Source organism: Bradyrhizobium sp. MI1.11 (assembly GCF_055811255.1).
On the sequence record NZ_JBVVPM010000014.1, the window covers coordinates 61,995 to 81,302 of the forward strand.

A 19,308-nucleotide genomic window follows, 5' to 3' on the forward strand; every position below is an offset into this window, starting at 1 on the left:
CCTCGCGGCAATTCATCAGCGTAATGGGCGAAGGATCTCACGCAGGGCGCGAGAAACTTGCGCCTTCCCTGTTGCCCCCTCTCTCCTTCCCGACCATATTGCCGCCATGACAAAAAAGCCCTTCCGCCTCACGCCCTACCAGGTGCAGTTCCTGATCGTCGTCGGCTTCGCATCCGTCGGCTATGCGCTCTATCTGCGCTACCTCGGAATCGAAAACTCGCAGGTCGGTCTCGCCTGCGACGCCGGGCTTCAGACCCTGATCTGCAAGGCGCGCTCGGTCTCGACCGTGCTATTCAAGAATTCGGTATTCGGCATCGTCGCGCTGGTGGTGGCCACGCTGAACCTGATGCGGCCGTCGATCGTGCTGCTCACCGTCGGCATCATCGCGGCCGGTCTCGGCATCGTGCTCTACAATGTCGTGCTGTCGGGCCTGGCGATCGGCCTGTTCATTCTTGGATTTGCTCGGCCCGCGCCCGCCACAGCGTGAGCGCGAACAAGAGATACATCGCGCAGGTCCACAGCGACTGCCAATTGTCGCGGCCCTCGTTGAAGAGCACATAGGCCGCCGACAGCGTCAGCACGCCGGCGAAGACCGATTCCGCGATCGGACGCTGGCCAATCTGCGGCCGGTTCAGCATCAACAGCGCGAACGGCACCACCGCCATCGTCAGCGAGGCGTAGGGGAAGTCGTGGTAACGCGGGTCGAACACGAAGCCGAGCGCGGTCTGCGCCGCGATCACCGCGGCCACCGCCAGCGTCAGACCCAGCACGGCGGTGAGCTTCGACCATTTCCGGCCCTCGCGCGGACCGAGCAGATCGAGGAAGGTCGGAAGGCTGCGGCCGATCACCATCGCCTGCGCGCAGAAGATCGGCGACAGGATGCCGGCCGCGAGCAGCGTGCCCCAGAGCAGCCAGCCGCCGATGCCGTAGCTCTCGTAGTACATCTTGTCGGCGCCGATCCCGAGCAGGATGCCTGCCGAGGTCGCCGAGATCGCCACACCGAGCCAAGCCGAGAAACGCGGCGTCCAGGGCCTGCGCCGCAACGTCAGGCCGGCCACCGCGAACACCAGCACGCAGAGGCCCATGCCGGCGCCCATGTACCATTTCCAGTAAGGGAAATTGCTGATCGGCTGGCCCGGCGGATATTTCAGGTTCCGGCGCACCGAGTCATAGAGGCCCCAATAGCCGCCGACGGTGCCTTCCAGCTTGCGCTTCCAAGGCTGGTCGTAGGACTCGATCAGATTGACGCGGAATTTCTGCGCTTTCGCCAGACTCAGGATCTCGGAGACGACGCGCGCCTGGTTGGTGCGCGAAGGCAGCGCGCCCTCGCGCATGCGCCCTTCGCTCGGCCAGCCGGTTTCACCGATCAGGATCTCCTTGCCGGGAAATGCGACCGCCATGCGCTCGCGGATCTGTTCGACATGGGAGGCGGCAAACTTCGCCTTGACCGGGAAGTCCTCCCAATAGGGAAGGATGTGGATCGTGACGAAGTCGACGGCGTCATAGATCTCGCGATTCCTGAGCCAGAACTCCCAGACATCGGCATAGGTGACGGGCACGCTGACCTGCGCCTTCACCGAGCGGATGATGGAGACGAGGTCCGCGGTCGTCATCTCGCCGCGGAGCAGCACTTCGTTGCCGACGATGATGCTGGTGATGGTTCCGGGGAAATCCTTGGAAAGGCGAATGGCGAGCGCGGCCTGCTCGAAATTCTTGGTGCGGTTGCTGGAGAGCCAGATCCCCTGGAGCACTTTCAGTCCACCGATCCGGGCCGCGATCGCCGGCACCTGGTCGAGCCCGTTCTCCATCGAATAGGTGCGGACGCAGTCGGTGATCTCCTTGAGCTGGCGCAGGTCCTGCTCAATCTGGTCGGCCTCGATATGGGTCCACGCGTTCAGCGGCGACTGCTCGCCGCGGAACGGCGCGTAGGAGACGCACTGCACCTTGTCGGCGGGATCGATCGGGGCGCGCGCGAGCGAGATCGGCGTGGCAAGCCACCACCACACGGCAGCGATCGCACCCAGTGAAACGAGCAGAAGCGCCAGTGGCGTACGAAGAGAAATCGGTTCCGTCCTCCGCGAAGGGCAGTCGATTACCTGCTAGCACGCCGTCTGCCAAGGGGGTGACTCCGTTATGGATACATCCCTCCCCTGAGGAATTTACCTGCGGCCGTTCGACCGAGGCCTAGGATCGTGACTTTGCTGGACAAAATTCCAGATTCAGGCCATGGACTCGGGAGGACTTTTCCGCCGCATTGGAGACCTATTTGGACGCCATCACGGGGCGCGTCCGCGAAGGTCCTGACGCGGACGGTCAGTGATATATTGGGGAATTCATGCGGCAACGGGTGTTCGAGTTACGAAATGCGGTCCTGCGGCAGCTCGCCGCCACCTTGGCCGTTTCTTCCCTTGTCATCCTGATGGGTATCGGCGCGGCCTCCGCCCAGAGCGGTACGCCCGCCCCCGACCAGAGCAAGGCAGCCGCCCAGCCCGCCGACGCGGCCAAGGATGCCGCCCAGAACCAGCGCCGCACCGACGAGTTCGCCGAAGCAGCCCAAGTCATCAGCGGCCCGGCCGGCAACCCCGAATGCGTCTGGCTCGGCCGGCGCGTGGTGCGGCTGATGTGGCGGGATGACCTCGATACCGCATTCCGCCATCTCGACTTGTACGACCGCTTCGGCTGCCCCGGCGGCCATATCCAGGCCGCGTTCCGCTGCCTGACCCGCTTCGGCGGCCAGATCGATCCCAAAGTCGCCGAGACCCTGGACAGCCGTGTGCACGCTTGCTGGATCAACCCGGCGTCGCAGCCGCAGCAGGCGGCGGCCGCAGCCTCCCAGCCGGCCGCGCCGGCATCGGGCAATGCGCAGCCGCAGCCGGCCGCGAGCCCCTCGCCGGCGGCAAGCCCGTCACCGGCGCCCCCGAAATAGCCGCGATTGTTTCAGCCTCCGTTCAGGAACGATCGGCGATAGAGGCAATTGGCACTGCTGCGAATTTGAAATGTGCATGCCCTCATACGGTCATGAGGCGATGACAGTTGTGAAACCGCGCGGCAGAGGTATGCTCCATTTGCCGCGGACTTGGTCGGATCTCGGGGTCGGATCCGCTTCCCTGCCCCCTCAGCCCCTTTTGGTTTAGCCGCGATGCGGGTTGTCGCCGCCGTTCTGTTGCTTGTGTCCGCGCTCCACGCCGGCCTCTGGGGGGTCTTGCGTGACAAGGAACCCGCGCCCGACTTCAAGGGCTTGCTGCCCAGCGTCTCCTATGCGCCGTTCGAGGGCTCGGCTCACCCCGATATCGACAACATTCCGACGGTGGAGAAAATCCGCGCCGACCTGAAGACGCTGTCGACGATGACGCGCGCGATCCGTCTCTATTCGTCCACGGGCGGCGTGGAACTGGTGCCGCCGATCGCGGCCGAGTTCGGCCTCAAGGTCACCGTCGGCGCCTGGATCGACAAGGACAAGGATCGCAACGAGCGCGAGATCAAGGCCGCCATCGAGCTCGCCCGCAAGAACAGCAACGTCAACGGCGTCGTCGTCGGCAACGAGGTGATCTACCGCGGCGAGCAGAAGGTCGAAGACCTCATCGAGATGATCAAGAAGGTCAAGGGCGCGCTCCGCGTGCCCGTCACGACCGGTGAAATCTGGAACATCTGGCGCGACAATCCCGACCTCGGCTCCAATGTCGACTTCATCGCCGCCCACGTGCTGCCCTACTGGGAAAACTTCCGCTCGGACCAGGCGGTCGACCAGGCCGTCGACCGCTACAATCTGTTGCGCAACCTGTTCCCCGGCAAGCGCATCGTGATCGCCGAATTTGGCTGGCCGAGCGCGGGTTACAATTTGCGCAACGCCGACCCCGGTCCGTTCCAGCAGGCACTGACCTTGCGCAACTTCGTCAGCCGCGCCGACGCCATCGGCATGGAATACAACATTGTCGAAGCCATCGATCAGCCCTGGAAATACTTCGAAGGCGGCGTCGGTCCGTACTGGGGCATCCTCAACGCCAGCCGCGAGCCGAAATTCGCATGGACCGGGCCGGTGGAGAATCCCGACTATTGGAAGCTGATGGGTGTGGCGCTCCTGGTCGGTATCCTGCTGTCGCTGCCGATCCTGCGGCTGCAGCAGCCGACGGCGAAGCAGGCGTTCCTGCTGTCGGCCACCGCCAACGGCGTCGGCGCCTGGGCCGCCACCGTGTTCGCGTTCTGGAACGGGCACTATTTCATCTTCGGCTCGGCCTTCGCGCTCACGCTCGGCATGATCCTGCTTGTTCCCCTTGTGCTGATCGCGATGGCGCGCATCGACGAGATCGCCGCCGTCGCCTTCGGCCGGCCGCCGCAGCGCCTGCTCGCGAAGGACAAGCCAGTCGAGAACGTACCGGAGAATTACTTTCCAAAAGTCTCGATCCACATCCCCGCTTATTTCGAGCCGGTCGAGATGCTCAAGCAGACGCTCGATGCGCTGTCGCGGCTGAACTATCCGAACTACGAATGCGTCGTCATCATCAACAACACGCCGGACCCTGCGTTCTGGCAGCCGATCCAGGATCATTGCCGCGCGCTCGGTGAACGCTTCAAGTTCATCAACGCCGAGAAGGTGCAGGGCTTCAAGGCCGGTGCGCTGCGCATCGCGATGGACCGCACCGCCGTCGACGCCGAGATCATCGGCATCCTCGATGCCGACTACGTCGTCGATCCCGACTGGCTGAAGGACCTCGTGCCGGCGTTCGCCGATCCCAGTGTCGGCCTGGTGCAGGCGCCGCAGGAACATCGCGACGGCGATCTGTCGATCATGCACTACATCATGAACGGCGAATATGCCGGCTTCTTCGACATCGGCATGGTCCAGCGCAACGAGACCAACGCCATCATCGTGCACGGCACGATGTGCCTGATCCGCCGCGCCGCGATGGACATGGCCGGCGGCTGGTCGTCCGACACGATCTGCGAGGACAGCGACCTCGGCCTTTCGATTCAGCAGTTCGGCTGGACCACGCACTACACCAACCACCGCTACGGCCAGGGCCTGCTGCCCGACACCTACGAGGCCTTCAAGAAGCAGCGTCACCGCTGGGCCTATGGCGGTCTCCAGATCGTCAAGAAGCACTGGCGGAACTTCCTGCCGGGACGGAGCCGGCTGACGCCCGACCAGAAGCGCGAATATGGCCTCGGTTGGCTGAACTGGCTGGGCGCAGAGAGCCTCGGCGTGGTCGTGGCACTGCTCAACCTCGTCTGGGTGCCGATCGTCGCCTTCGCCGACATCGCCATTCCCGACAAGATCCTGACGCTGCCGATCATCGGCGCCTTCATCGTCTCGCTCGCGCACTTCTTGTCGATGTACCGCGCGCGCGTCGCGATCAAGCCCGGCCAGATGCTGGGTGCGATGATCGCCGCGATGAGCGTGCAGTGGACAGTGTCCCGCGCCGTCGCGCAGGGACTGATCACCGAGCACATCGCGTTCGCGCGCACCTCCAAGGGCGGCCTGTCCAGGATGTCGATCGAGTTCCAGGCGTTCTGGGAGGCCGTGATCGGCGCCCTGCTCCTGATCGGCGCCGGCGTGCTGGTGGCCTCCAACAGCTATCGCCAGATCACCGAGATCTACATCTTCGCTGGCGTGCTGGTGCTGCAGAGCCTGCCGTTCCTGGCTGCGGTCGCCATCGCCATCCTCGAGCTCAGCCGCATCAACTCGTTCCAGTTCTGGCGCGACAGCGCGATCCGCACCGCCGAGCTGATCGGCCTGCGCCCGGTCGCGCTGCCGACCCCCGCCGGCACGCCGCAGCAATTGCCGGTGCCGAGCGAGGTCCGGCGGGAAGCGAACTGACGGGGCTCCGAACGCGGCATCCGGCCCATGGGCGGACGTCGCGGGTTCTTCGGCGTGGATGACGGCCCGCCATTCCGGTTGAAAATCACGGCTCAAGCATTGGAAACGGCGAGCGAATTCCCGCTGCTGCCTTCAACTTCGGCAACCACCCCGAGCTATTGACCTCCGCGCCCCATCCCCCTACACAGCGCGGGCCGAAAGCATGATCCGGAAACAGCCGGTTTTTCCGCAACGCTTGCGTCCACGTGGCGGCAAGACATGCTTTTCCAAATGACCGAAGACGATGGCGATTTCTTTGAAGCCATCAGCGGCCATGGGAGCGCGTAGCTCAGCCGGTAGAGCACGTGACTTTTAATCACGGGGTCCTGGGTTCGAGCCCCAGCGCGCTCACCAAGTAACCTCCTGAAATAGAACAATTATTTGACTTCGCTGCATCGCAGTGCCCCCACGATTTTTCTTCGGGGGCACTTGGGGGCACCTTCGGTGCGTGATGATATTTTGTTTAAAAATCATTGACTTAGCGGGTTCCCGCTCCGATTAGTTATCTAACCGGCCCTATCTTAAAAACGACGAAAAATCAAAGAGATAGGATTTTCATGGCCGCGCGGGCATGCGCTCCAAATGGGTCTTGGGGACGGCGTGGGACGAGTGCATACCGCTTCGGTACGGCCTGCTCATCCGTCTGGCTTGTGGTCAATCTCGGATCACCGGGGCATCAACGGCGTGCGGCCCGCCCCGCGATCCGTTGCTCTACATAGGCTTCGACTTCGCTGGCGACCCACGCTACTCGGCGCTCCCCGATCGGCAAACGCTTGGGAAACTTGCCTGCCGCCTCCAGCCTATCAATCTGCCTACGCCCGAGCGGTATGTCGTACGTCTCCTTCAGTTCATCGAAGGTAACGAGCTTCCGTGGGATTTTGGCAGTGGAGTTCGTCGGGTCCAGCGCTTTGGTTTGTCGCTGACGTGCCCTATCGTTAGCTGGACGCGAATCAAATTTGCGCTTGGCGCGCACGGAATGAGTTTGCGTTGGCTTTGTCGTAGTCTCGGACCGAGTTTTCTTGCCCGTGATCTGCTTTTCGGAGAGGAGCTTTGCTGCGAGTTTGCGAGCTTTTTTAAAGCTGATCTTGTTGACTGTCCCGATCACCTTCTGGGTCAGCTCTCCATCCTTCCCGTACTCGACGGCGTAAACCATCCGATCCTTTCGGGTCAGAAAAATCCCGAAGCCCGGCAAGCCATCTAGTGTCCGCAGCGTCCAATAGCCGGTCTCGCTCACAAGATAATTGTTAAACAAAAATTATGAAGAAGGCAATACCTACTAAACAAAAAAAGAGAGGACGACCTGCCACAGGCCAAACTCCCCTTCTTGGTTTTCGGGGGTCGCCGGAGTTGCGAGCTGAGATCGTCAAGTGGGCCGAACATCAGCCGGATCAGCCCAAGTTGTCGGAGGCAATACGGCGCCTCGTAGAACTGGGACTTAAGAAATAGCATCCCATGGCTCCCTTCGCTGCTCACAACAGGGGGTAGCAGCGTCCCCGTTAGGTTGTGTAGTCTGGTCATAGACGGGGGAACCAGCAGGATGGCTGACGAGGGGGGCGACGACGTTCGTCGCGAGGCATTTCAGGTCGCATACTATGGCGACGTGCCCGATGATCATTCACTCGATGTCGAAGCACTCGCGCCAGCGCTATTGGGCTTCGGTCGGCTTATTCGTGAGGCGAACGCCACGCTAAATGGTGATGGGGCTAGGATCAGGCTCCTCGTCACCTCAGATTTTGAGCATAAGTGCTTTCACATCAACTTTGAGGTTGTGCAGACAGTTTTCGAGAAAATGAAAACTCTCCTGCAGGACGACCGCCTCAAGACGGCGAAGGATCTGCTGCAGATAATTGGCGTGCTCAGGAGTGCTCGTCTAGGAACGCTCCTTGATTATCTAAAGTGGAAGAAAGACAAGCCAGTCGCGAAGATCGAGCAAGCTCCCGAGCAGCGGGGCTTGATAACCATCCAGATCACCGGCAGCGATAATACGATCAACATCTCGCCGGAAGTTTTCAAGCTGGCTGAGAACCGGAGGGTGCTCGAAGCGGTCAAGGACACATTGGCTCCTATCGATATGAATGAGGCCAAACGCATCGAGTTCAAGGAAAATGATCAGCCCGTCGTTTCTCTTGACCAGACTGAAGTACGGGACATCGAGCTTGCTTGTGACGTTGCTGAGACGCCCACGTTAGATGAGCATGACAAGGGGACACCGGATACGGTGATTGCAACACTCTACGTGCGCTCACCAGTGTTCGACGAAAAGGCCAAGCGATGGGATTTCGTCTACAAGCGCAACCAGCACATCTCTGTGGATATATCGGATACTTCGATTGGCGCCGACACGATGAAGCGTGGCGCATCGTTCACAAATGATCGTTACCGCGTGCGTATGGAAGTCACACCTCCCTCGCGACCTGATGGCAAGCCCCATTACAAGATCGTCGAGGTCCTTGAGTTCACACCTGCGCCTCAACAGGGCAATCTGCCGTTTCCAAAGCAAGGTCGTAAGAAGGCCAAGAAGGGAACGACAAAGAAAGCATCTCGGAAATGACAACTGGCTCTGCCGCTGCTGCATTTGGGAGCACGTAAGTCGAGACCCAACTATGTCTTGGAACGGGATAGTACTGACGAGGAGAGTAATTGCGCTTGCGGTGAACGCGGTGCTCTGGTTGCTCGGTGTCGGCACCGCGTCAGCAGAACCTCCATTGTCGAATGTTGATGTAGGCCAGTTCCTTTACCTCAAGGGAGAGGTAATCCAATCAGTACAGTCGGGAGCAGATTTTTGGCTGCGCGTAAACATAACACCCGGTGATTACGGAACCTGGAACGACACCATTATCGTCACCTACCGGGCCGTCTCACCGCTTCAGGAACGCGTTCGCGAAAAGACGGTAGTGGGATTTCAGGGCTGGCATCGTGGCAAGACGAGCTACAAAACCGCTCTTGGCGCAACACTGGAATTGCCGCTCGTCAATGCCTGTCTGTTGTGGGACGAGAATGACACTTTGAGATTTGCCCCGCCTAAGGGCTGCGGTTGGTAATCCACGGCTCTGAGATGGCGATCCGAGAGCACGTGACTTCTGCAGTTTATGCGATCAAAATGCTGCCACCTCCGGCTGTTCTTTGCTATCATTTTCACTCATAACGAGAACATCCACATATCCCTTTTGAGTTGCTTGATGTCTATTTCTGTCTGCGCATGTCTGACTAAGACTTAAAAATCACGTGCTGGCGTGACTTTTAATCACGGGGTCCTGGGTTCGAGCCCCAGCGCGCTCACCAACAGATACTCCGCTTTAAATTTTCGGTTTTATCGGAGCCTTGCTCATGCGGGGCGCATTCCGGGCCACTTGGACCCTTTTGCCGCCATAGGAAAATAGGGCTGCCGAGCACGTGCAGCGTGCGCCTCCATCGTGCCACTATCGACTCCTTGATTCGGAGTGAGTCTAGATGGCGAGTAGAAGCGTCAGTTGGCCGTGTTCTGGCTGCCGCTCCTTGCGGGTATCCTACTTAGCGGGATTGCCGGCAGTGCTTGGTACGGCGGCGACAAAATTCCAGCAATTTGGATCGCTTTCTTCGGAGTGGTCTGTCTATTGCTGACCGCTGCTCTCCAAATACAAAACTTCGCGTATGCCAACCTGCTGCAACCAGAAATCGATATCGAAGCACCGACCCAACGAACAATTTTGACGTGGAATCCGCCTACCAGCTTTTTCATCAACTCCCGTCCCGAGAACAAAGCGCCGCCCGGAAGAGACAGCTCCGAGTCCCCGGCGATCATTTTCGAGAACAGGAGCAACGTCATCGGGCAGGACGCGTCCAATGTTGCGCCCGCTCAGCTCAATCAGCGCGTCGACACGATCTGGCGAATAGCCGGTGCGTCCGCGCTCAAAATCGGTCGTGAAGGCGCACATCTGATCTTCCAGCACCGCGAACCCGCCAACGTGATAAACCTGCACTTAGGAAACGTGCGGCGGGGGCGGTGGTTGGTTCTTGCCTGAACCACGCCAATTCATAGCGTTTAGCTCCTTTTGGCCGCCGGCAGTCAATGTCCAGCCATCACGCTCATTGCGTATCAGCTTTTGCTGTTCGAGCTTCTGCGCCAGACGGTACACGTCCAATTTCCGATAGTCCCCGGTACTCCACCGGACATGCGCAGCCGTCTAAAGGGAACTACCCTGCCGGCTTTTGGACCATTTCGGATGACGCGCAGCAAGGAGCGGGGCAGCCCACCGATCCTCATTTGCCGCAAATGCAGGGGCGAATGGACTACCTCGCGACGCTGCCTGCGATTGTGAACCTACCGGCAGTGTATGCTTACAGGTGCCTCCCCTGCCTGAGAGTCGACACCGTCGCTCTGGAGTAGCCCGCATCGAGCGCCGAGGCTTATCCACACCCACGACCCGCAGTAGCTCGCCGCCGACCGACGCCCCTACCAATCGATAATTTGCAGCCTGCATCGAGGCGCGTTTTGATGGGGCATGCCTCGCTCGGCCGTCATAGCGCCACTCATTTCAGTCGCCGCCCGGTCAAGATCACTTTCGGCGAGCTGCGCGAGATGGGCATAAGCGGCGTCATGGTCTGGTGCCACTGCGGCCATCACGTCGCGGTCAGCGCCGATCGCTGGCCCGACGAACTGCGGCTTTCTGATCTTGAACGGCGGTTTATCTGCCAAGTCTGCGGTAGTCGCGGCGCCGATGTGCGGCCTGACTTCGCCCCTCCCAAAATGGGCACCAACGTATGAGGCCCGCCAGGCTTAGCCGGCGGGCCCTTTGATGGCTCACTGAGGAGGCTTCTTCGTTGCGGTCGGTGGCTTCGCTGTGCCACTGCTGGGGGTATCATAATGCGCCGAGTTACGTCCGCCCCCAGGCTTCCCATTCATTTTGCCCGCCGATGCTGGAGACGTCATAAAGCCGGCGGCGATCATCGCGCCGCCGAACGCAACAATCACAAACAAAGCAGTAGCTCTTACGATTTCGGCGCGTTCTCCGGCCTGTCGTTCCCCCGTGTAGGCCGGGACTCCGCCTCCTGCCAGTGGAGTGAACCTTTATGTAGCCGGCTCAGACCAATGAATGTCCGGGATTTTGCTGATCCCTCTCGGGGCTGGAACGCCGCCGCCTGCGCTTCATTTCAAGCGGGCGGCGTTTTCATGAGGAAAGCCTATGGTACGCGCGCACCCCCAGCTTTGGTGCGGAATTCAGTATCTATTCTGACTGAACAAGCGCCTAGTCATTCGATCACCGGCCCATCACGGCATCTATCGGTGACTGAGAGCTGCTCGTGCTCCCGCCCTACGCGGAGCCACCCTATGCCAACCAGAAAAAAACAAACCATTCCCCTGACAACGCGACTTGCTCAATTGGCGGAGGAAGCCCGCCGCCGCGCCGAGGCGGCTCCGCTCGGAGCGAAGCGCGAAACTCTCCTGAAAGCGGCGCGCATAAGCGAAACCGCCCTCCAGCTCCAGCAATGGATTAGCTCACCTGGATTGAGAGCACCGAGCTAACGGGAAGGGCCGCCCGGTGGGCGGCCTCTTTTCTTTGCCTCACTGTGACGGCTTGGCTGGCCCCCGACCCGCCAAGGCGCACGGCCGACGGCCGGAACGATCCGCCAGCAGCGCAATTGCTCCCTGAGTAGGAGTTGCGTCATGCGTCATGCGCCGTCGATCGTGCCGCTGGATAGGCTCGACCGGGAGATTTACCTGGTGCTGGAAGACTTCGGCGCGCGCGCCGGCTGCTCCTGGCGGGAGACCGACGAGCAGGACACCGACGTCGAGACCATCATCCGCGACCTGCTCTCCGGGCAGTACGCCTATCCGGTCCGTATCGTCGCCTTCAACGCGATCGAGGGCCGGGCTCGCGATGCGACCAGCGAGATCGCTGACGAGCTGGCCGAGCGCGTCACAGGGCGCGCCGAGATCACGCCGGCCTTGCAGGCCTTCATCCGGGCCAATGCTTCCCGACCGTTTGCTGTACAACTGGCGCTCCCTCTACGGGGCGCCGCCTGACTTCAAATCTGTGATCGACATGTTGCGTGGGGACTGCGGTGACAGTGATCAAGCAGGCACAGTTATCGGAAGTTCGCCCTTCCCCTCCGCCTGATTTTTTGGTACCAAATAAAATGAAACCAGCAAAAAAGATTCGTGCCAAAAAGCATCGCGGCCGCCCCGCTACTGGTCAGGGCGTCCAGATCGGCACGCGCTGGCCGGAGGCGACTGTCGTTCAGATCGACGCATGGGCGTCGCGGCAGGAAGACACTCCGGCTCGCTCTGAATCCATCCGTCGGCTGGTCGATATTGGCTTGGGCAAGCCCGCCCCCGCCCTCGCGGTTACGTCTGCCGCCAAGGCCTCGTCCGAGCGGGCTCGGGAAATGGCGGGTAAAGCGATCGACAAGCTCAAAGACAACAAAGCGAGCCCGGATGACCAGGCCAGCCGCAAGCGGCGGCTCGTCAAGGGACCCGAGGAATTCCAGAACGTTCGACGCGATCGGCCAAATCGAAAATGATTTGACCGGCGCCCGCTTGGTCAATCTCGGCCTCAAGGCAAAAAGCAAATGATCAAACCCAAACGGTCGGCCGAGCAACAAATCGCGGACGAAGCCGATCGAAGGACCCTCAATCCGATAGCATCGAGACAGACAATAGCGGACAGTCAAGCCACTCCGGAGTTTCAGGAAAACCTCAAACGCCTGAAGTCCGAGCGGCTGGAGCGTGAGGCTCGACTGAATCCGAAGCGCAAGGTCTGATTTGAGCTTGTCGACCTTTCGCCTCGCCTGGTTGGGCCGGTCAGGCCAACGGGCCGCGTTGGATGGAGGGTGCAGAAGGTCGTGGAAATGTTGAATCGACGGTGGATGATCTTCCTGCTGGTTTCCGTGGTGATCGTTTGCTCGATCTTCGCAGGCGCTCGGTACTATCTCAGCAAATGCCATGGCATGGATGCGTGCGCGGCCGCTGAAGCCGAGAGCCATGAGCGAGACAAGCCGGCCGAGCCACAATAGTTTTCGGATAAAAGCCCGCTGCGAAGACGGACGACCCCAACGGCGAGCTCGCGAATGAAAGTCAGGACCGCGACGACGGACTACACCACGCCGCCGAAGTCGATGCCTTCCTTGGCAAGCGCCTCAGCTTCCTCGGCGGACGTTGTCGGCTTCGTATCGAGGTAGGGGCGCTCGGACGCTGGCAAAATCGTGCGGAGGTTCTGGCCGTCTGTCCGCGTGATGCGAGCAACCCAGCGCTTGGGCCCGTGCTCAAGCCGTTCGATATGGTACTGCTTGTACGTAATCATGACCGTCGGACGCAACTGACGCTGACACAGGCTTTATTCTATCCAACCAGGCATCGCCGCACAACGGCCGCTTAAACTGGGTTAGGGCCCGCCAGCCCGTCAACGCGAACCCGGCCGCGATGGCGCACACAGCCCCAGATGATTTGCCTGACCTACCTTCAGCTCTCCGGAGCTGACACCGTAGCCGGCGTGCTCAGCGGAGCTCCTCCCACCGAAACTGGCCCGATAGATTTCGACTGCCGGGCGATCCGCTTACGGATCGCGGCGGACAGTCCGTAGCGCGCATGCGCTCGTCGAACGGAGGACGTGACGTCCGACATCATGGCATTTTGCAGCGAGTCGATCTTCGCAATCAGTGTGGACAGCTGCGAAGATACCTTCCTCACATCGACCCGTTCGTCCGTGATGCTCTGTCGCAGCGAAAGCAGCACCATCGAATCAGCCTGCAGCACAGCCGCGTTTTGTTGCAATGCCTGGTTGCTCTCCTGCAGCGAAGCCGTGTGTTGCTGCTGGGTCGACTGAATATCCTTCAAGGCAGCGACAACCGGATCCGGCTTTGGCGCTGAAGCCTCTTGCCGCGGTAGCAACTCAGCCAGGCTGCTCAGATTGAGCGACGGCAAGCCGGACGGCCATGTGTAGATCGCCGCCGCGCCGTTGATGGCCAGCGCACACACCGACAGCGTCATAACCGACGTCCGGCTGGACCGCTTGACGGGTTCTGGAGCGTCCAAGCTTGCGGGTTCGTCGGCGGCGATGGCCGCAGCCAGTGCGGCAGGGTCGAGCTGTTCGACAAGGCCTTGCGTTTCGAAAGTCGCGGTCATGGCATTGACCCCAAATGAGCGAGCAACAGGAAGCCGTCGCCGGAACGTCCTCGCGACGGCTCCCTTACGCAGCACCCATCTACAACTGTCTAAAATTGTCGGCTTTTCAGCTTAATTTCACGTTAGCGGCCGCGGCCTGCCGCAGACCCCGCCGCCCCGGCCGACTACGGGGTCGTGCGACAGACATAACTCGCAGGCCGATGCGAGAGCTCCTCCCGAGCCCGGGACGCCGCCTCGGCCCGAATCGGATTTTCCGAAGTTGGCACACTACGCCTGTTTTGCCCGACGCGTCAACCGGCGTCTCCGCCGGATGCAAGACCGCCGTGTGCCAAAAAGAAAGCGTTGCGCCAGCAGGACTTAGCTACTGTGCATGGGGTTGTTTTCGCGATTTTGGCCAGCGTGTGTTCGTGCGCCGGCCCTGCCCCAAAAGCCGCGAGACAACCCGCTCAAAAAGTGTAGGATTCGACAAAACAGGGAGGAGCGGCATGTTTGAAATCAGCGGTTTCGACACGGCAGGAATCGTCAGCCTCAAGCGGCTGTCACTCACCGCCGCCCTCAAGAAGGCCAAGGAACTTATCGCCGACGGGTGCTGGGGCGTTCAGGTGATTGGTCCAGGGGGCCAAGTCTACACCTCGTTCGAGGAGCAAGCCGCGTAGTCCGCCCGCCTTCGGCAGCATTCGGAATCACCCGCCCATCCGATCGGGCGTCGCGCGCTCTCGCCCTTGCGGTGATCGACGTGAAAACCCCAGCGCCTGGTGGAGCGCTGGGGCGTTTTCAAAATATCAATTGGTGAAGCAATGAGGCCTTCGTAGCAGCGATCTCGGCCATCGCTTGTGAACTGCTTCACACGTCCTTCGATCTTTCCACACCTTGACGAGGCTCAACTGCCGCACGCCGTGCCGTTGCCAATCAACTCGTTTGGGAGCACGCTCTCTCCAGGCGCGCAGACGCCACTCAGGGAGAAAGCCATGAAGGACACGGGCCTGGATCATCGCCACCGCGACAAGGATGGCGCGATCAGCAAGAAGCACGGCAACACGCTGGTCGGTACGTTGCGCAAGATCTACGGCAAGGGTTTTGCTGCCGGTTATCCGGATACGACTGAACTCAGCGAGGTCCTGCACCAGTTGAACGAGACATCGCTCAGCCAGTTGCGACGCGATCACGACACCGGGCATCTCGGCCACAAGATCGACCACGTCCCGAAGTGAGGGACTTCCCCTAGTCCCAACTTCAGGTAGACGATTCAACTTCGCTGCCGGTGGTCTCGCCGAACTTGCCGTTTGAGCTCTCGCAGCCCGAGCGCTAGGATGAGCCTTTTACGGAGGCTCATTTGAAACAGTTCATGATCATCACCGCCATTGCACTCGCCGTGACGGCTCCCGCCCGCTCGCAGGCTCTCGTCGATCCCAACAAGGTTGCACCCGAATATCGCGAGGCGGCAGAGAAGCGGCGGGCCGAGCAGATGCGGCAGCGCGAATGTGCGCTGAAGGCGGATCTCGAGAAGGTGCTGCCCAGGGATCGCACCGTCTATCTCAACCATTGCCTGGACACGATAGCGGCCAAGCAATAGGCGGCTGTTCAAGCGGCTTGAGGTCGCCGACGCGTTCAAGCTTTCTTCAGACATTTGGGATCACCTGACGATCCATTTCCATCAGTCATTGTCGATCGACCGCGCATGAGTTTCGTCCAGATTCAGTGCACGCGCTGCAAGACCGTGTTCCGCGACCGCGCGGGACGGTTGCAGGACGGCTATTCCAGGCAATGTCCGAGCTGCGAGGTGGTGCTGTTCTTCGCGGAGGATTCGCCGAACCCTCAGGTCAAGCAGGCCATGAAGCGCGCGCGCCAGGCTCGCAAGGAGCAGCGCGAAACCGAAATGGCCAGGATCTCCGCGCCGCAACCGCGCGCCAATTCTTCGCGGGCCCACACCGGGCGGATACAGCTCTCATCGGAGGACGACGGGGACTAGCTCACCCGCGCTTCCGCGGAAACAGGCGGTCGCGGATGTAGCGCGAGGTCGGCGTCAGGCGGATGCCGCGCGGCTTCTGCCAGACGGCGCGATCAATCTCGTGCTTGTCGCCGATCGCGAGCCTGCCCTTGGCGCCCTTGGCGATGAAGATCGCGTCGCTCATCTTGCGGCCGGAGCGCTTGTTCCTGGTCGTCACTTCCTTCCAGAGGCTGATCCGGCCGAGTTTCAGCTTGGGCAGCTCTTCCTTGATTTCCCGCCGCAGGCAGTCCTTGTCGGATTCGCGCGCCCGCTTGCGGCCGCCCGGAAACATCCACAGGCCGTCCGACCGCCGTCTGACCAACAAGACCTTGCCGCGCTTGGCGGCAACCAGTTTGGAAGACTTCGCCATGTCCGCCGTAATCGAAAATAGAATCGAGCCCATGGTAACTTGTCTAGTCCGATAGACAAGTTCGGGATCGATCTTGATCATATGGGCAACGCCGCCAGGTCTGATTGAACCCGGCAGGCCGATCCCGCCGTTCGAGGCGCCGGATCAGCCCTCGCCCGCCGCCGTCCCCGCCCTTGCCCCCGCCTCTGCCCGGTCCTCCGTCCTGATCCAGGCCATCATCATCTCCCAGGCCACCGACAGGATGATGGGGCCGATGAACAGGCCGACGATGCCGTGGGCGAGCGTGCCGCCAATCACGCCGACGAAGATGACGATGGTCGGCGTGGTCAGGCCGCGCCCCATCACCAGCGGCTTCAACATGGTGTCGAGGAAGCCGACGACGACGAGAAACACGGTGAGCAGCAGCGCGGTGGTGACGTCCTTGGCGGTCCAGATCCAGATGATCACCGGCAGAAGCACCAGGAAGGCGCCGATCTGCACGATCGAGAGCAGCAGCACGATGAAGGCGAGCAGGCCTGCGCTCGGCACCGCGGCAAGCTTGAAGCCGATGCCGGCGAGCAATGCCTGCACGATCGCGACGCCGATCACGCCTTGCGCCACGGCGCGGATGGTTGCGCCCGCGAGCCCCAGGAAATGCTCGCTCTGTTCGGGCACGATGCGAAACAGGAAGCCGCGGCCGGCCGCAACCAGCCTCGGCCCGTGCGGAAACAGGAAGCCGGCCACGAACACCGAGACCAGGAACTGGAGCGTGCCGACGCCGGCATCGCCCGCGAGCGACAAGAGCGGTCCCGCCAGCGGCTGGAGATACGGCGCCACCTCGCGCAGCACCGCGCGGATGTTGTTGTAGGCCTGCTCCCAGAGCTCGAATAGCCAGGGGCCAACGACCGGCCACGACTTCAGCTGCTCCGGCGCCGATTGAAGCGCGAGGTCGCCGGTGCCGAGCTGGTGCGCCAGTTCGCGCACGCCGTCCACTGCACTGATGCCGAGCCAGGTCGCAGGACCGATGACGATGCCGAGCGTGATCAGGGTCAGGATCGCCGCTGCGGTCTTGGGCCGGCCGCCCAGGATCTTGGCGACCCAGCTGAAGGCCGGGTAGAAGGCAACCGCGAGCACGCCGCTCCAGGCAAGGATCGGCACGAAGGGGCGGATGATCAGGAAGGTCCAGATGATCAGCAGGCCGAGCAGGCCGACGCGGATCACGAGCTGGATGATGTCCTCGCCCGTCAGGAGCTGACGCAGACTTTTCACGGGCACGGCTTTCCTTGCGGCATTGACGCGGGTTCCGGCACTTGCGCGGCCCAGCGTTATTGCCAGCCGCGCACCCGGCGTCAAGACGACCGAGCCGGCCCGAGCCGGTGATTAGGAACGCATCGGGCCACTCGGCATTCCGAGACGATGGCACGCCGCCCCAGAGAGCCCGTCGCACATGCGGGAATTCACCGCGGCATCCACTTTTCCCTGAAGCCAAACGCCGCACCGGGCTATTGGCGCTACGCCTATGCCGTCGGCGACAGGGCCCGCTCCGGGCGCGTGCAAGGCAGGCTGCCGTTGCTCGCCATCAGGCGCGTACAGATGCGCATCGACCGCGACATGCGGAGCATTAACGACGGTTAACCGGATTTCGTCCAACCGGTTTACGCCGATGCAAAGGCGCGCACCTACGCTTCCATCGAGGTCCCCCAAACCACTTTCGGTGCAATGGCCAATACCATCTGGACGATCGAAGAATTCACCTGCGCGGGTTGCGGCATGAACTACACCGCGACAAGGGAGGAGCACGCAGAAGTGCATTCCGGCAGCTTCAAGTGCAGGATCTGCAGCGGCGTGGTGCACACCTGGTCCGGCAAGCACCATTTCTTCGGCTGGGAAGCGGTGAAGACCAAGCCACCCGTGTTCGGAAGGCGCTGGGCCGGGGTGCCGTGGTAGGCCAACCGACGAAGCGGGCAAGCTGAGGCTGTTCTGCGACGGCGGCCAGGGAGCAACGCTGCGGCCGTCGTGGCCTAGCTGTGAAGTTGCGCGTTGAGGCCCTCCCAATTTGGCGTACGTTTGGTTGCCTCGATCGCACCGCTCTGGGAATTACGACGAAACAGAAGGCCCTTCTGGCCTGATAGTTCTCTGGCTTTCAGGATTCGGCCATCTTCCAGAAGGATGCGCGCGCCCGCCGTGACATAACAGCCGGCTTCGACGATACAATCGTCACCCAATGAAATGCCGATGCCGGCGTTGGCTCCGATCAGGCAGCGCTCACCAACTGTGACCCTCTCTTTCCCTCCTCCGGACAGAGTGCCCATGATCGATGCTCCGCCGCCAACGTCGCTGCCGCTTCCCACAACCACACCGGCGCTAATGCGGCCCTCGACCATGCAGGGGCCGAGCGTACCGGCGTTGAAATTGCAAAAGCCCTCATGCATGACGGTTGTGCCCGGCGCCAGGTAGGCTCCGAGCCTTACACGGTCCGCATCTGCAATTCTCACGTCCGCAGGCGTCACATAATCCGTCATGCGCGGAAACTTATCGATGCCTGCCACCTCAAACGCGAGGGCACGCTTTCGCGCCACCATTCGCGCTTCCGGGACACGAGAGCATTCACAGGGACCGAGTGTCGTCCAGGCAACGTTGGGCAAAAGACCGAAAATTCCTTCAAGATTCAGGCAATGGGGCTGGACGAGCCGGTGGCTCAGGAGATGAAGTCGAAGATACGCGTCGTGCACATCAGTCGGCGCAGATGCAAGAGAGTGAATTTCTGTACGAATGGAAACGATCTCGACATCGCGGATATCATCGTGTCGCGCATATCCGTCCGCCGATGCACCCAACGATCTGACGATCTCGTCGCTCGTCAGCCGTACCGTCACGGCCTTGTCGGCCGCCACAACCAGGCGCAGCCGAGGAAACCAGGAATCCAGCACGCGACCATCAGCGCCAACCGTCGCAAATCCCTCACCACTCGCGCCCCTCAGCTCCATCGTCATTTGAATGTCTCACACTATGATCCC

24 protein-coding genes and 1 tRNA gene are annotated in these 19,308 nt (G+C 61.3%); 18 read left to right on the forward strand and 7 right to left on the reverse strand.

Going from position 1 to position 19,308, the window contains the following annotated elements; all coding sequences use genetic code 11:
• Positions 1-106 precede the first annotated feature (106 nt).
• Positions 107-487, forward strand: coding sequence for a hypothetical protein (locus AC0L30_RS16430; protein WP_007590823.1), 381 nt, complete (start codon positions 107-109; stop codon positions 485-487).
• On the opposite strand, the gene AC0L30_RS16435 is transcribed toward AC0L30_RS16430, so the two are convergent.
• The gene (locus AC0L30_RS16435; RefSeq protein WP_007590821.1) at positions 447-2,006 is read right to left on the reverse strand and encodes a glycoside hydrolase family 17 protein; all 1,560 of its coding nucleotides are present in this window, start codon (positions 2,004-2,006) and stop codon (positions 447-449) included. The genes AC0L30_RS16430 and AC0L30_RS16435 overlap by 41 nt on opposite strands.
• Before the next feature lie 329 nt (positions 2,007-2,335).
• Here AC0L30_RS16435 and AC0L30_RS16440 point away from each other — a divergent pair, with 329 nt between their 5' ends.
• The 3 genes from AC0L30_RS16440 to AC0L30_RS16450 all read left to right on the forward strand — a co-directional run bounded on the left by AC0L30_RS16440 (position 2,336) and on the right by AC0L30_RS16450 (position 6,208).
• Positions 2,336-2,926, forward strand: a complete 591-nt coding sequence (locus AC0L30_RS16440) for a hypothetical protein (protein ID WP_007590816.1) — start codon at positions 2,336-2,338, stop codon at positions 2,924-2,926.
• 213 nt (positions 2,927-3,139) lie between these two features.
• Positions 3,140-5,815: a glycosyltransferase gene (locus tag AC0L30_RS16445; RefSeq protein WP_473404722.1), complete on the forward strand. Its 2,676-nt coding sequence runs from the start codon at positions 3,140-3,142 to the stop codon at positions 5,813-5,815.
• A 317-nt stretch (positions 5,816-6,132) separates the two neighbouring features.
• Positions 6,133-6,208: transfer RNA gene (locus AC0L30_RS16450), tRNA-Lys, on the forward strand.
• 322 nt (positions 6,209-6,530) lie between these two features.
• On the opposite strand, the gene AC0L30_RS16455 is transcribed toward AC0L30_RS16450, so the two are convergent.
• Complete coding sequence (locus AC0L30_RS16455) at positions 6,531-7,088, reverse strand: helix-turn-helix transcriptional regulator (RefSeq protein ID WP_473404723.1); 558 nt, start codon at positions 7,086-7,088, stop codon at positions 6,531-6,533.
• Positions 7,089-7,391: 303 nt separating this feature from the next.
• Between AC0L30_RS16455 and AC0L30_RS16460 the strand changes: the two genes are divergently transcribed.
• From AC0L30_RS16460 to AC0L30_RS16495, 8 genes are all read left to right on the forward strand, one after another.
• Positions 7,392-8,405 carry an LAPAL motif-containing putative phage structural protein gene (locus AC0L30_RS16460; RefSeq protein WP_473404724.1) on the forward strand — a complete coding sequence of 338 codons (1,014 nt, stop codon included), beginning with the start codon at positions 7,392-7,394 and terminating at the stop codon, positions 8,403-8,405.
• Positions 8,406-8,514: 109 nt separating this feature from the next.
• Positions 8,515-8,895: a hypothetical protein gene (locus tag AC0L30_RS16465; RefSeq protein ID WP_473404725.1), complete on the forward strand. Its 381-nt coding sequence runs from the start codon at positions 8,515-8,517 to the stop codon at positions 8,893-8,895.
• A 429-nt stretch (positions 8,896-9,324) separates the two neighbouring features.
• Positions 9,325-9,855, forward strand: a complete 531-nt coding sequence (locus AC0L30_RS16470) for a hypothetical protein (RefSeq protein WP_157158530.1) — start codon at positions 9,325-9,327, stop codon at positions 9,853-9,855.
• A gap of 473 nt (positions 9,856-10,328) precedes the next feature.
• A complete protein-coding gene (locus AC0L30_RS16475) occupies positions 10,329-10,598 on the forward strand; it encodes a hypothetical protein (protein ID WP_473404726.1) in 270 nt (89 codons plus the stop codon).
• A 900-nt stretch (positions 10,599-11,498) separates the two neighbouring features.
• On the forward strand, positions 11,499-11,858 hold the full coding sequence (locus AC0L30_RS16480) for a hypothetical protein (protein WP_473404727.1): 360 nt from the start codon (positions 11,499-11,501) through the stop codon (positions 11,856-11,858).
• Positions 11,859-11,896: 38 nt separating this feature from the next.
• Positions 11,897-12,355 carry a hypothetical protein gene (locus tag AC0L30_RS16485; protein WP_245285851.1) on the forward strand — a complete coding sequence of 153 codons (459 nt, stop codon included), beginning with the start codon at positions 11,897-11,899 and terminating at the stop codon, positions 12,353-12,355.
• Positions 12,356-12,403: 48 nt separating this feature from the next.
• On the forward strand, positions 12,404-12,595 hold the full coding sequence (locus AC0L30_RS16490) for a hypothetical protein (protein WP_007590801.1): 192 nt from the start codon (positions 12,404-12,406) through the stop codon (positions 12,593-12,595).
• A gap of 69 nt (positions 12,596-12,664) precedes the next feature.
• Complete coding sequence (locus tag AC0L30_RS16495; RefSeq protein WP_157158529.1) at positions 12,665-12,847, forward strand: hypothetical protein; 183 nt, start codon at positions 12,665-12,667, stop codon at positions 12,845-12,847.
• An 80-nt stretch (positions 12,848-12,927) separates the two neighbouring features.
• Here AC0L30_RS16495 and AC0L30_RS16500 read toward each other — a convergent pair whose 3' ends face one another.
• Both AC0L30_RS16500 and AC0L30_RS16505 read right to left on the reverse strand, forming a co-directional pair.
• Positions 12,928-13,134 carry a hypothetical protein gene (locus tag AC0L30_RS16500; RefSeq protein WP_007590800.1) on the reverse strand — a complete coding sequence of 69 codons (207 nt, stop codon included), beginning with the start codon at positions 13,132-13,134 and terminating at the stop codon, positions 12,928-12,930.
• A 158-nt stretch (positions 13,135-13,292) separates the two neighbouring features.
• A complete protein-coding gene (locus AC0L30_RS16505; protein ID WP_219684143.1) occupies positions 13,293-13,955 on the reverse strand; it encodes a hypothetical protein in 663 nt (220 codons plus the stop codon).
• Positions 13,956-14,440: 485 nt separating this feature from the next.
• On the opposite strand from AC0L30_RS16505, the gene AC0L30_RS16510 reads away from it, so the two are divergent.
• From AC0L30_RS16510 to AC0L30_RS16525, 4 genes are all read left to right on the forward strand, one after another.
• Entirely contained in the window at positions 14,441-14,611 is a 171-nt protein-coding gene (locus AC0L30_RS16510; RefSeq protein WP_007590796.1) for a hypothetical protein, read from the forward strand.
• A gap of 312 nt (positions 14,612-14,923) precedes the next feature.
• Positions 14,924-15,166 (forward strand): hypothetical protein, encoded by a 243-nt coding sequence (locus AC0L30_RS16515; RefSeq protein WP_007590794.1) that lies wholly within the window; start codon positions 14,924-14,926, stop codon positions 15,164-15,166.
• A gap of 134 nt (positions 15,167-15,300) precedes the next feature.
• Positions 15,301-15,528 (forward strand): hypothetical protein, encoded by a 228-nt coding sequence (locus AC0L30_RS16520; RefSeq protein WP_198288291.1) that lies wholly within the window; start codon positions 15,301-15,303, stop codon positions 15,526-15,528.
• Between the two features lie 105 nt (positions 15,529-15,633).
• A complete protein-coding gene (locus tag AC0L30_RS16525) occupies positions 15,634-15,924 on the forward strand; it encodes a hypothetical protein (RefSeq protein WP_473253653.1) in 291 nt (96 codons plus the stop codon).
• 1 nt (position 15,925) lies between these two features.
• Here AC0L30_RS16525 and AC0L30_RS16530 read toward each other — a convergent pair whose 3' ends face one another.
• Together AC0L30_RS16530 and AC0L30_RS16535 are read right to left on the reverse strand one after the other, a co-directional pair.
• Complete coding sequence (locus tag AC0L30_RS16530) at positions 15,926-16,312, reverse strand: NUDIX hydrolase (protein ID WP_219684146.1); 387 nt, start codon at positions 16,310-16,312, stop codon at positions 15,926-15,928.
• 144 nt (positions 16,313-16,456) lie between these two features.
• Positions 16,457-17,566, reverse strand: a complete 1,110-nt coding sequence (locus AC0L30_RS16535) for an AI-2E family transporter (protein ID WP_007590777.1) — start codon at positions 17,564-17,566, stop codon at positions 16,457-16,459.
• A gap of 141 nt (positions 17,567-17,707) precedes the next feature.
• On the opposite strand from AC0L30_RS16535, the gene AC0L30_RS16540 reads away from it, so the two are divergent.
• Both AC0L30_RS16540 and AC0L30_RS16545 read left to right on the forward strand, forming a co-directional pair.
• Positions 17,708-17,926, forward strand: a complete 219-nt coding sequence (locus AC0L30_RS16540; protein WP_007590776.1) for a hypothetical protein — start codon at positions 17,708-17,710, stop codon at positions 17,924-17,926.
• A gap of 84 nt (positions 17,927-18,010) precedes the next feature.
• A complete protein-coding gene (locus AC0L30_RS16545; RefSeq protein ID WP_007590775.1) occupies positions 18,011-18,238 on the forward strand; it encodes a hypothetical protein in 228 nt (75 codons plus the stop codon).
• Between the two features lie 74 nt (positions 18,239-18,312).
• On the opposite strand, the gene dapD is transcribed toward AC0L30_RS16545, so the two are convergent.
• Positions 18,313-19,284: a 2,3,4,5-tetrahydropyridine-2,6-dicarboxylate N-succinyltransferase gene (gene dapD / locus AC0L30_RS16550; protein ID WP_007590771.1), complete on the reverse strand. Its 972-nt coding sequence runs from the start codon at positions 19,282-19,284 to the stop codon at positions 18,313-18,315.
• Positions 19,285-19,308 lie beyond the last annotated feature (24 nt).

Excerpts from the sequence above, each read along its gene's own strand:
- dapD (WP_007590771.1), bottom strand. The coding sequence starts at position 19,284 with ATGACGATGGAGCTGAGGGGCGCGAGTGGTGAGGGATTTGCGACGGTT.
- AC0L30_RS16525 (WP_473253653.1), top strand. The coding sequence starts at position 15,634 with ATGAGTTTCGTCCAGATTCAGTGCACGCGCTGCAAGACCGTGTTCCGC.
- AC0L30_RS16445 (WP_473404722.1), top strand. The coding sequence starts at position 3,140 with ATGCGGGTTGTCGCCGCCGTTCTGTTGCTTGTGTCCGCGCTCCACGCC.
- AC0L30_RS16530 (WP_219684146.1), bottom strand. The coding sequence starts at position 16,312 with ATGGCGAAGTCTTCCAAACTGGTTGCCGCCAAGCGCGGCAAGGTCTTG.
- AC0L30_RS16480 (WP_473404727.1), top strand. The coding sequence starts at position 11,499 with ATGCGTCATGCGCCGTCGATCGTGCCGCTGGATAGGCTCGACCGGGAG.
- AC0L30_RS16460 (WP_473404724.1), top strand. The coding sequence starts at position 7,392 with ATGGCTGACGAGGGGGGCGACGACGTTCGTCGCGAGGCATTTCAGGTC.
- AC0L30_RS16475 (WP_473404726.1), top strand. The coding sequence starts at position 10,329 with ATGGGGCATGCCTCGCTCGGCCGTCATAGCGCCACTCATTTCAGTCGC.
- AC0L30_RS16505 (WP_219684143.1), bottom strand. The coding sequence starts at position 13,955 with ATGACCGCGACTTTCGAAACGCAAGGCCTTGTCGAACAGCTCGACCCT.
- AC0L30_RS16500 (WP_007590800.1), bottom strand. The coding sequence starts at position 13,134 with ATGATTACGTACAAGCAGTACCATATCGAACGGCTTGAGCACGGGCCC.
- AC0L30_RS16545 (WP_007590775.1), top strand. The coding sequence starts at position 18,011 with ATGGCCAATACCATCTGGACGATCGAAGAATTCACCTGCGCGGGTTGC.
- AC0L30_RS16430 (WP_007590823.1), top strand. The coding sequence starts at position 107 with ATGACAAAAAAGCCCTTCCGCCTCACGCCCTACCAGGTGCAGTTCCTG.
- AC0L30_RS16520 (WP_198288291.1), top strand. The coding sequence starts at position 15,301 with ATGATCATCACCGCCATTGCACTCGCCGTGACGGCTCCCGCCCGCTCG.
- AC0L30_RS16490 (WP_007590801.1), top strand. The coding sequence starts at position 12,404 with ATGATCAAACCCAAACGGTCGGCCGAGCAACAAATCGCGGACGAAGCC.
- AC0L30_RS16515 (WP_007590794.1), top strand. The coding sequence starts at position 14,924 with ATGAAGGACACGGGCCTGGATCATCGCCACCGCGACAAGGATGGCGCG.
- AC0L30_RS16510 (WP_007590796.1), top strand. The coding sequence starts at position 14,441 with ATGTTTGAAATCAGCGGTTTCGACACGGCAGGAATCGTCAGCCTCAAG.
- AC0L30_RS16440 (WP_007590816.1), top strand. The coding sequence starts at position 2,336 with ATGCGGCAACGGGTGTTCGAGTTACGAAATGCGGTCCTGCGGCAGCTC.
- AC0L30_RS16540 (WP_007590776.1), top strand. The coding sequence starts at position 17,708 with ATGGCACGCCGCCCCAGAGAGCCCGTCGCACATGCGGGAATTCACCGC.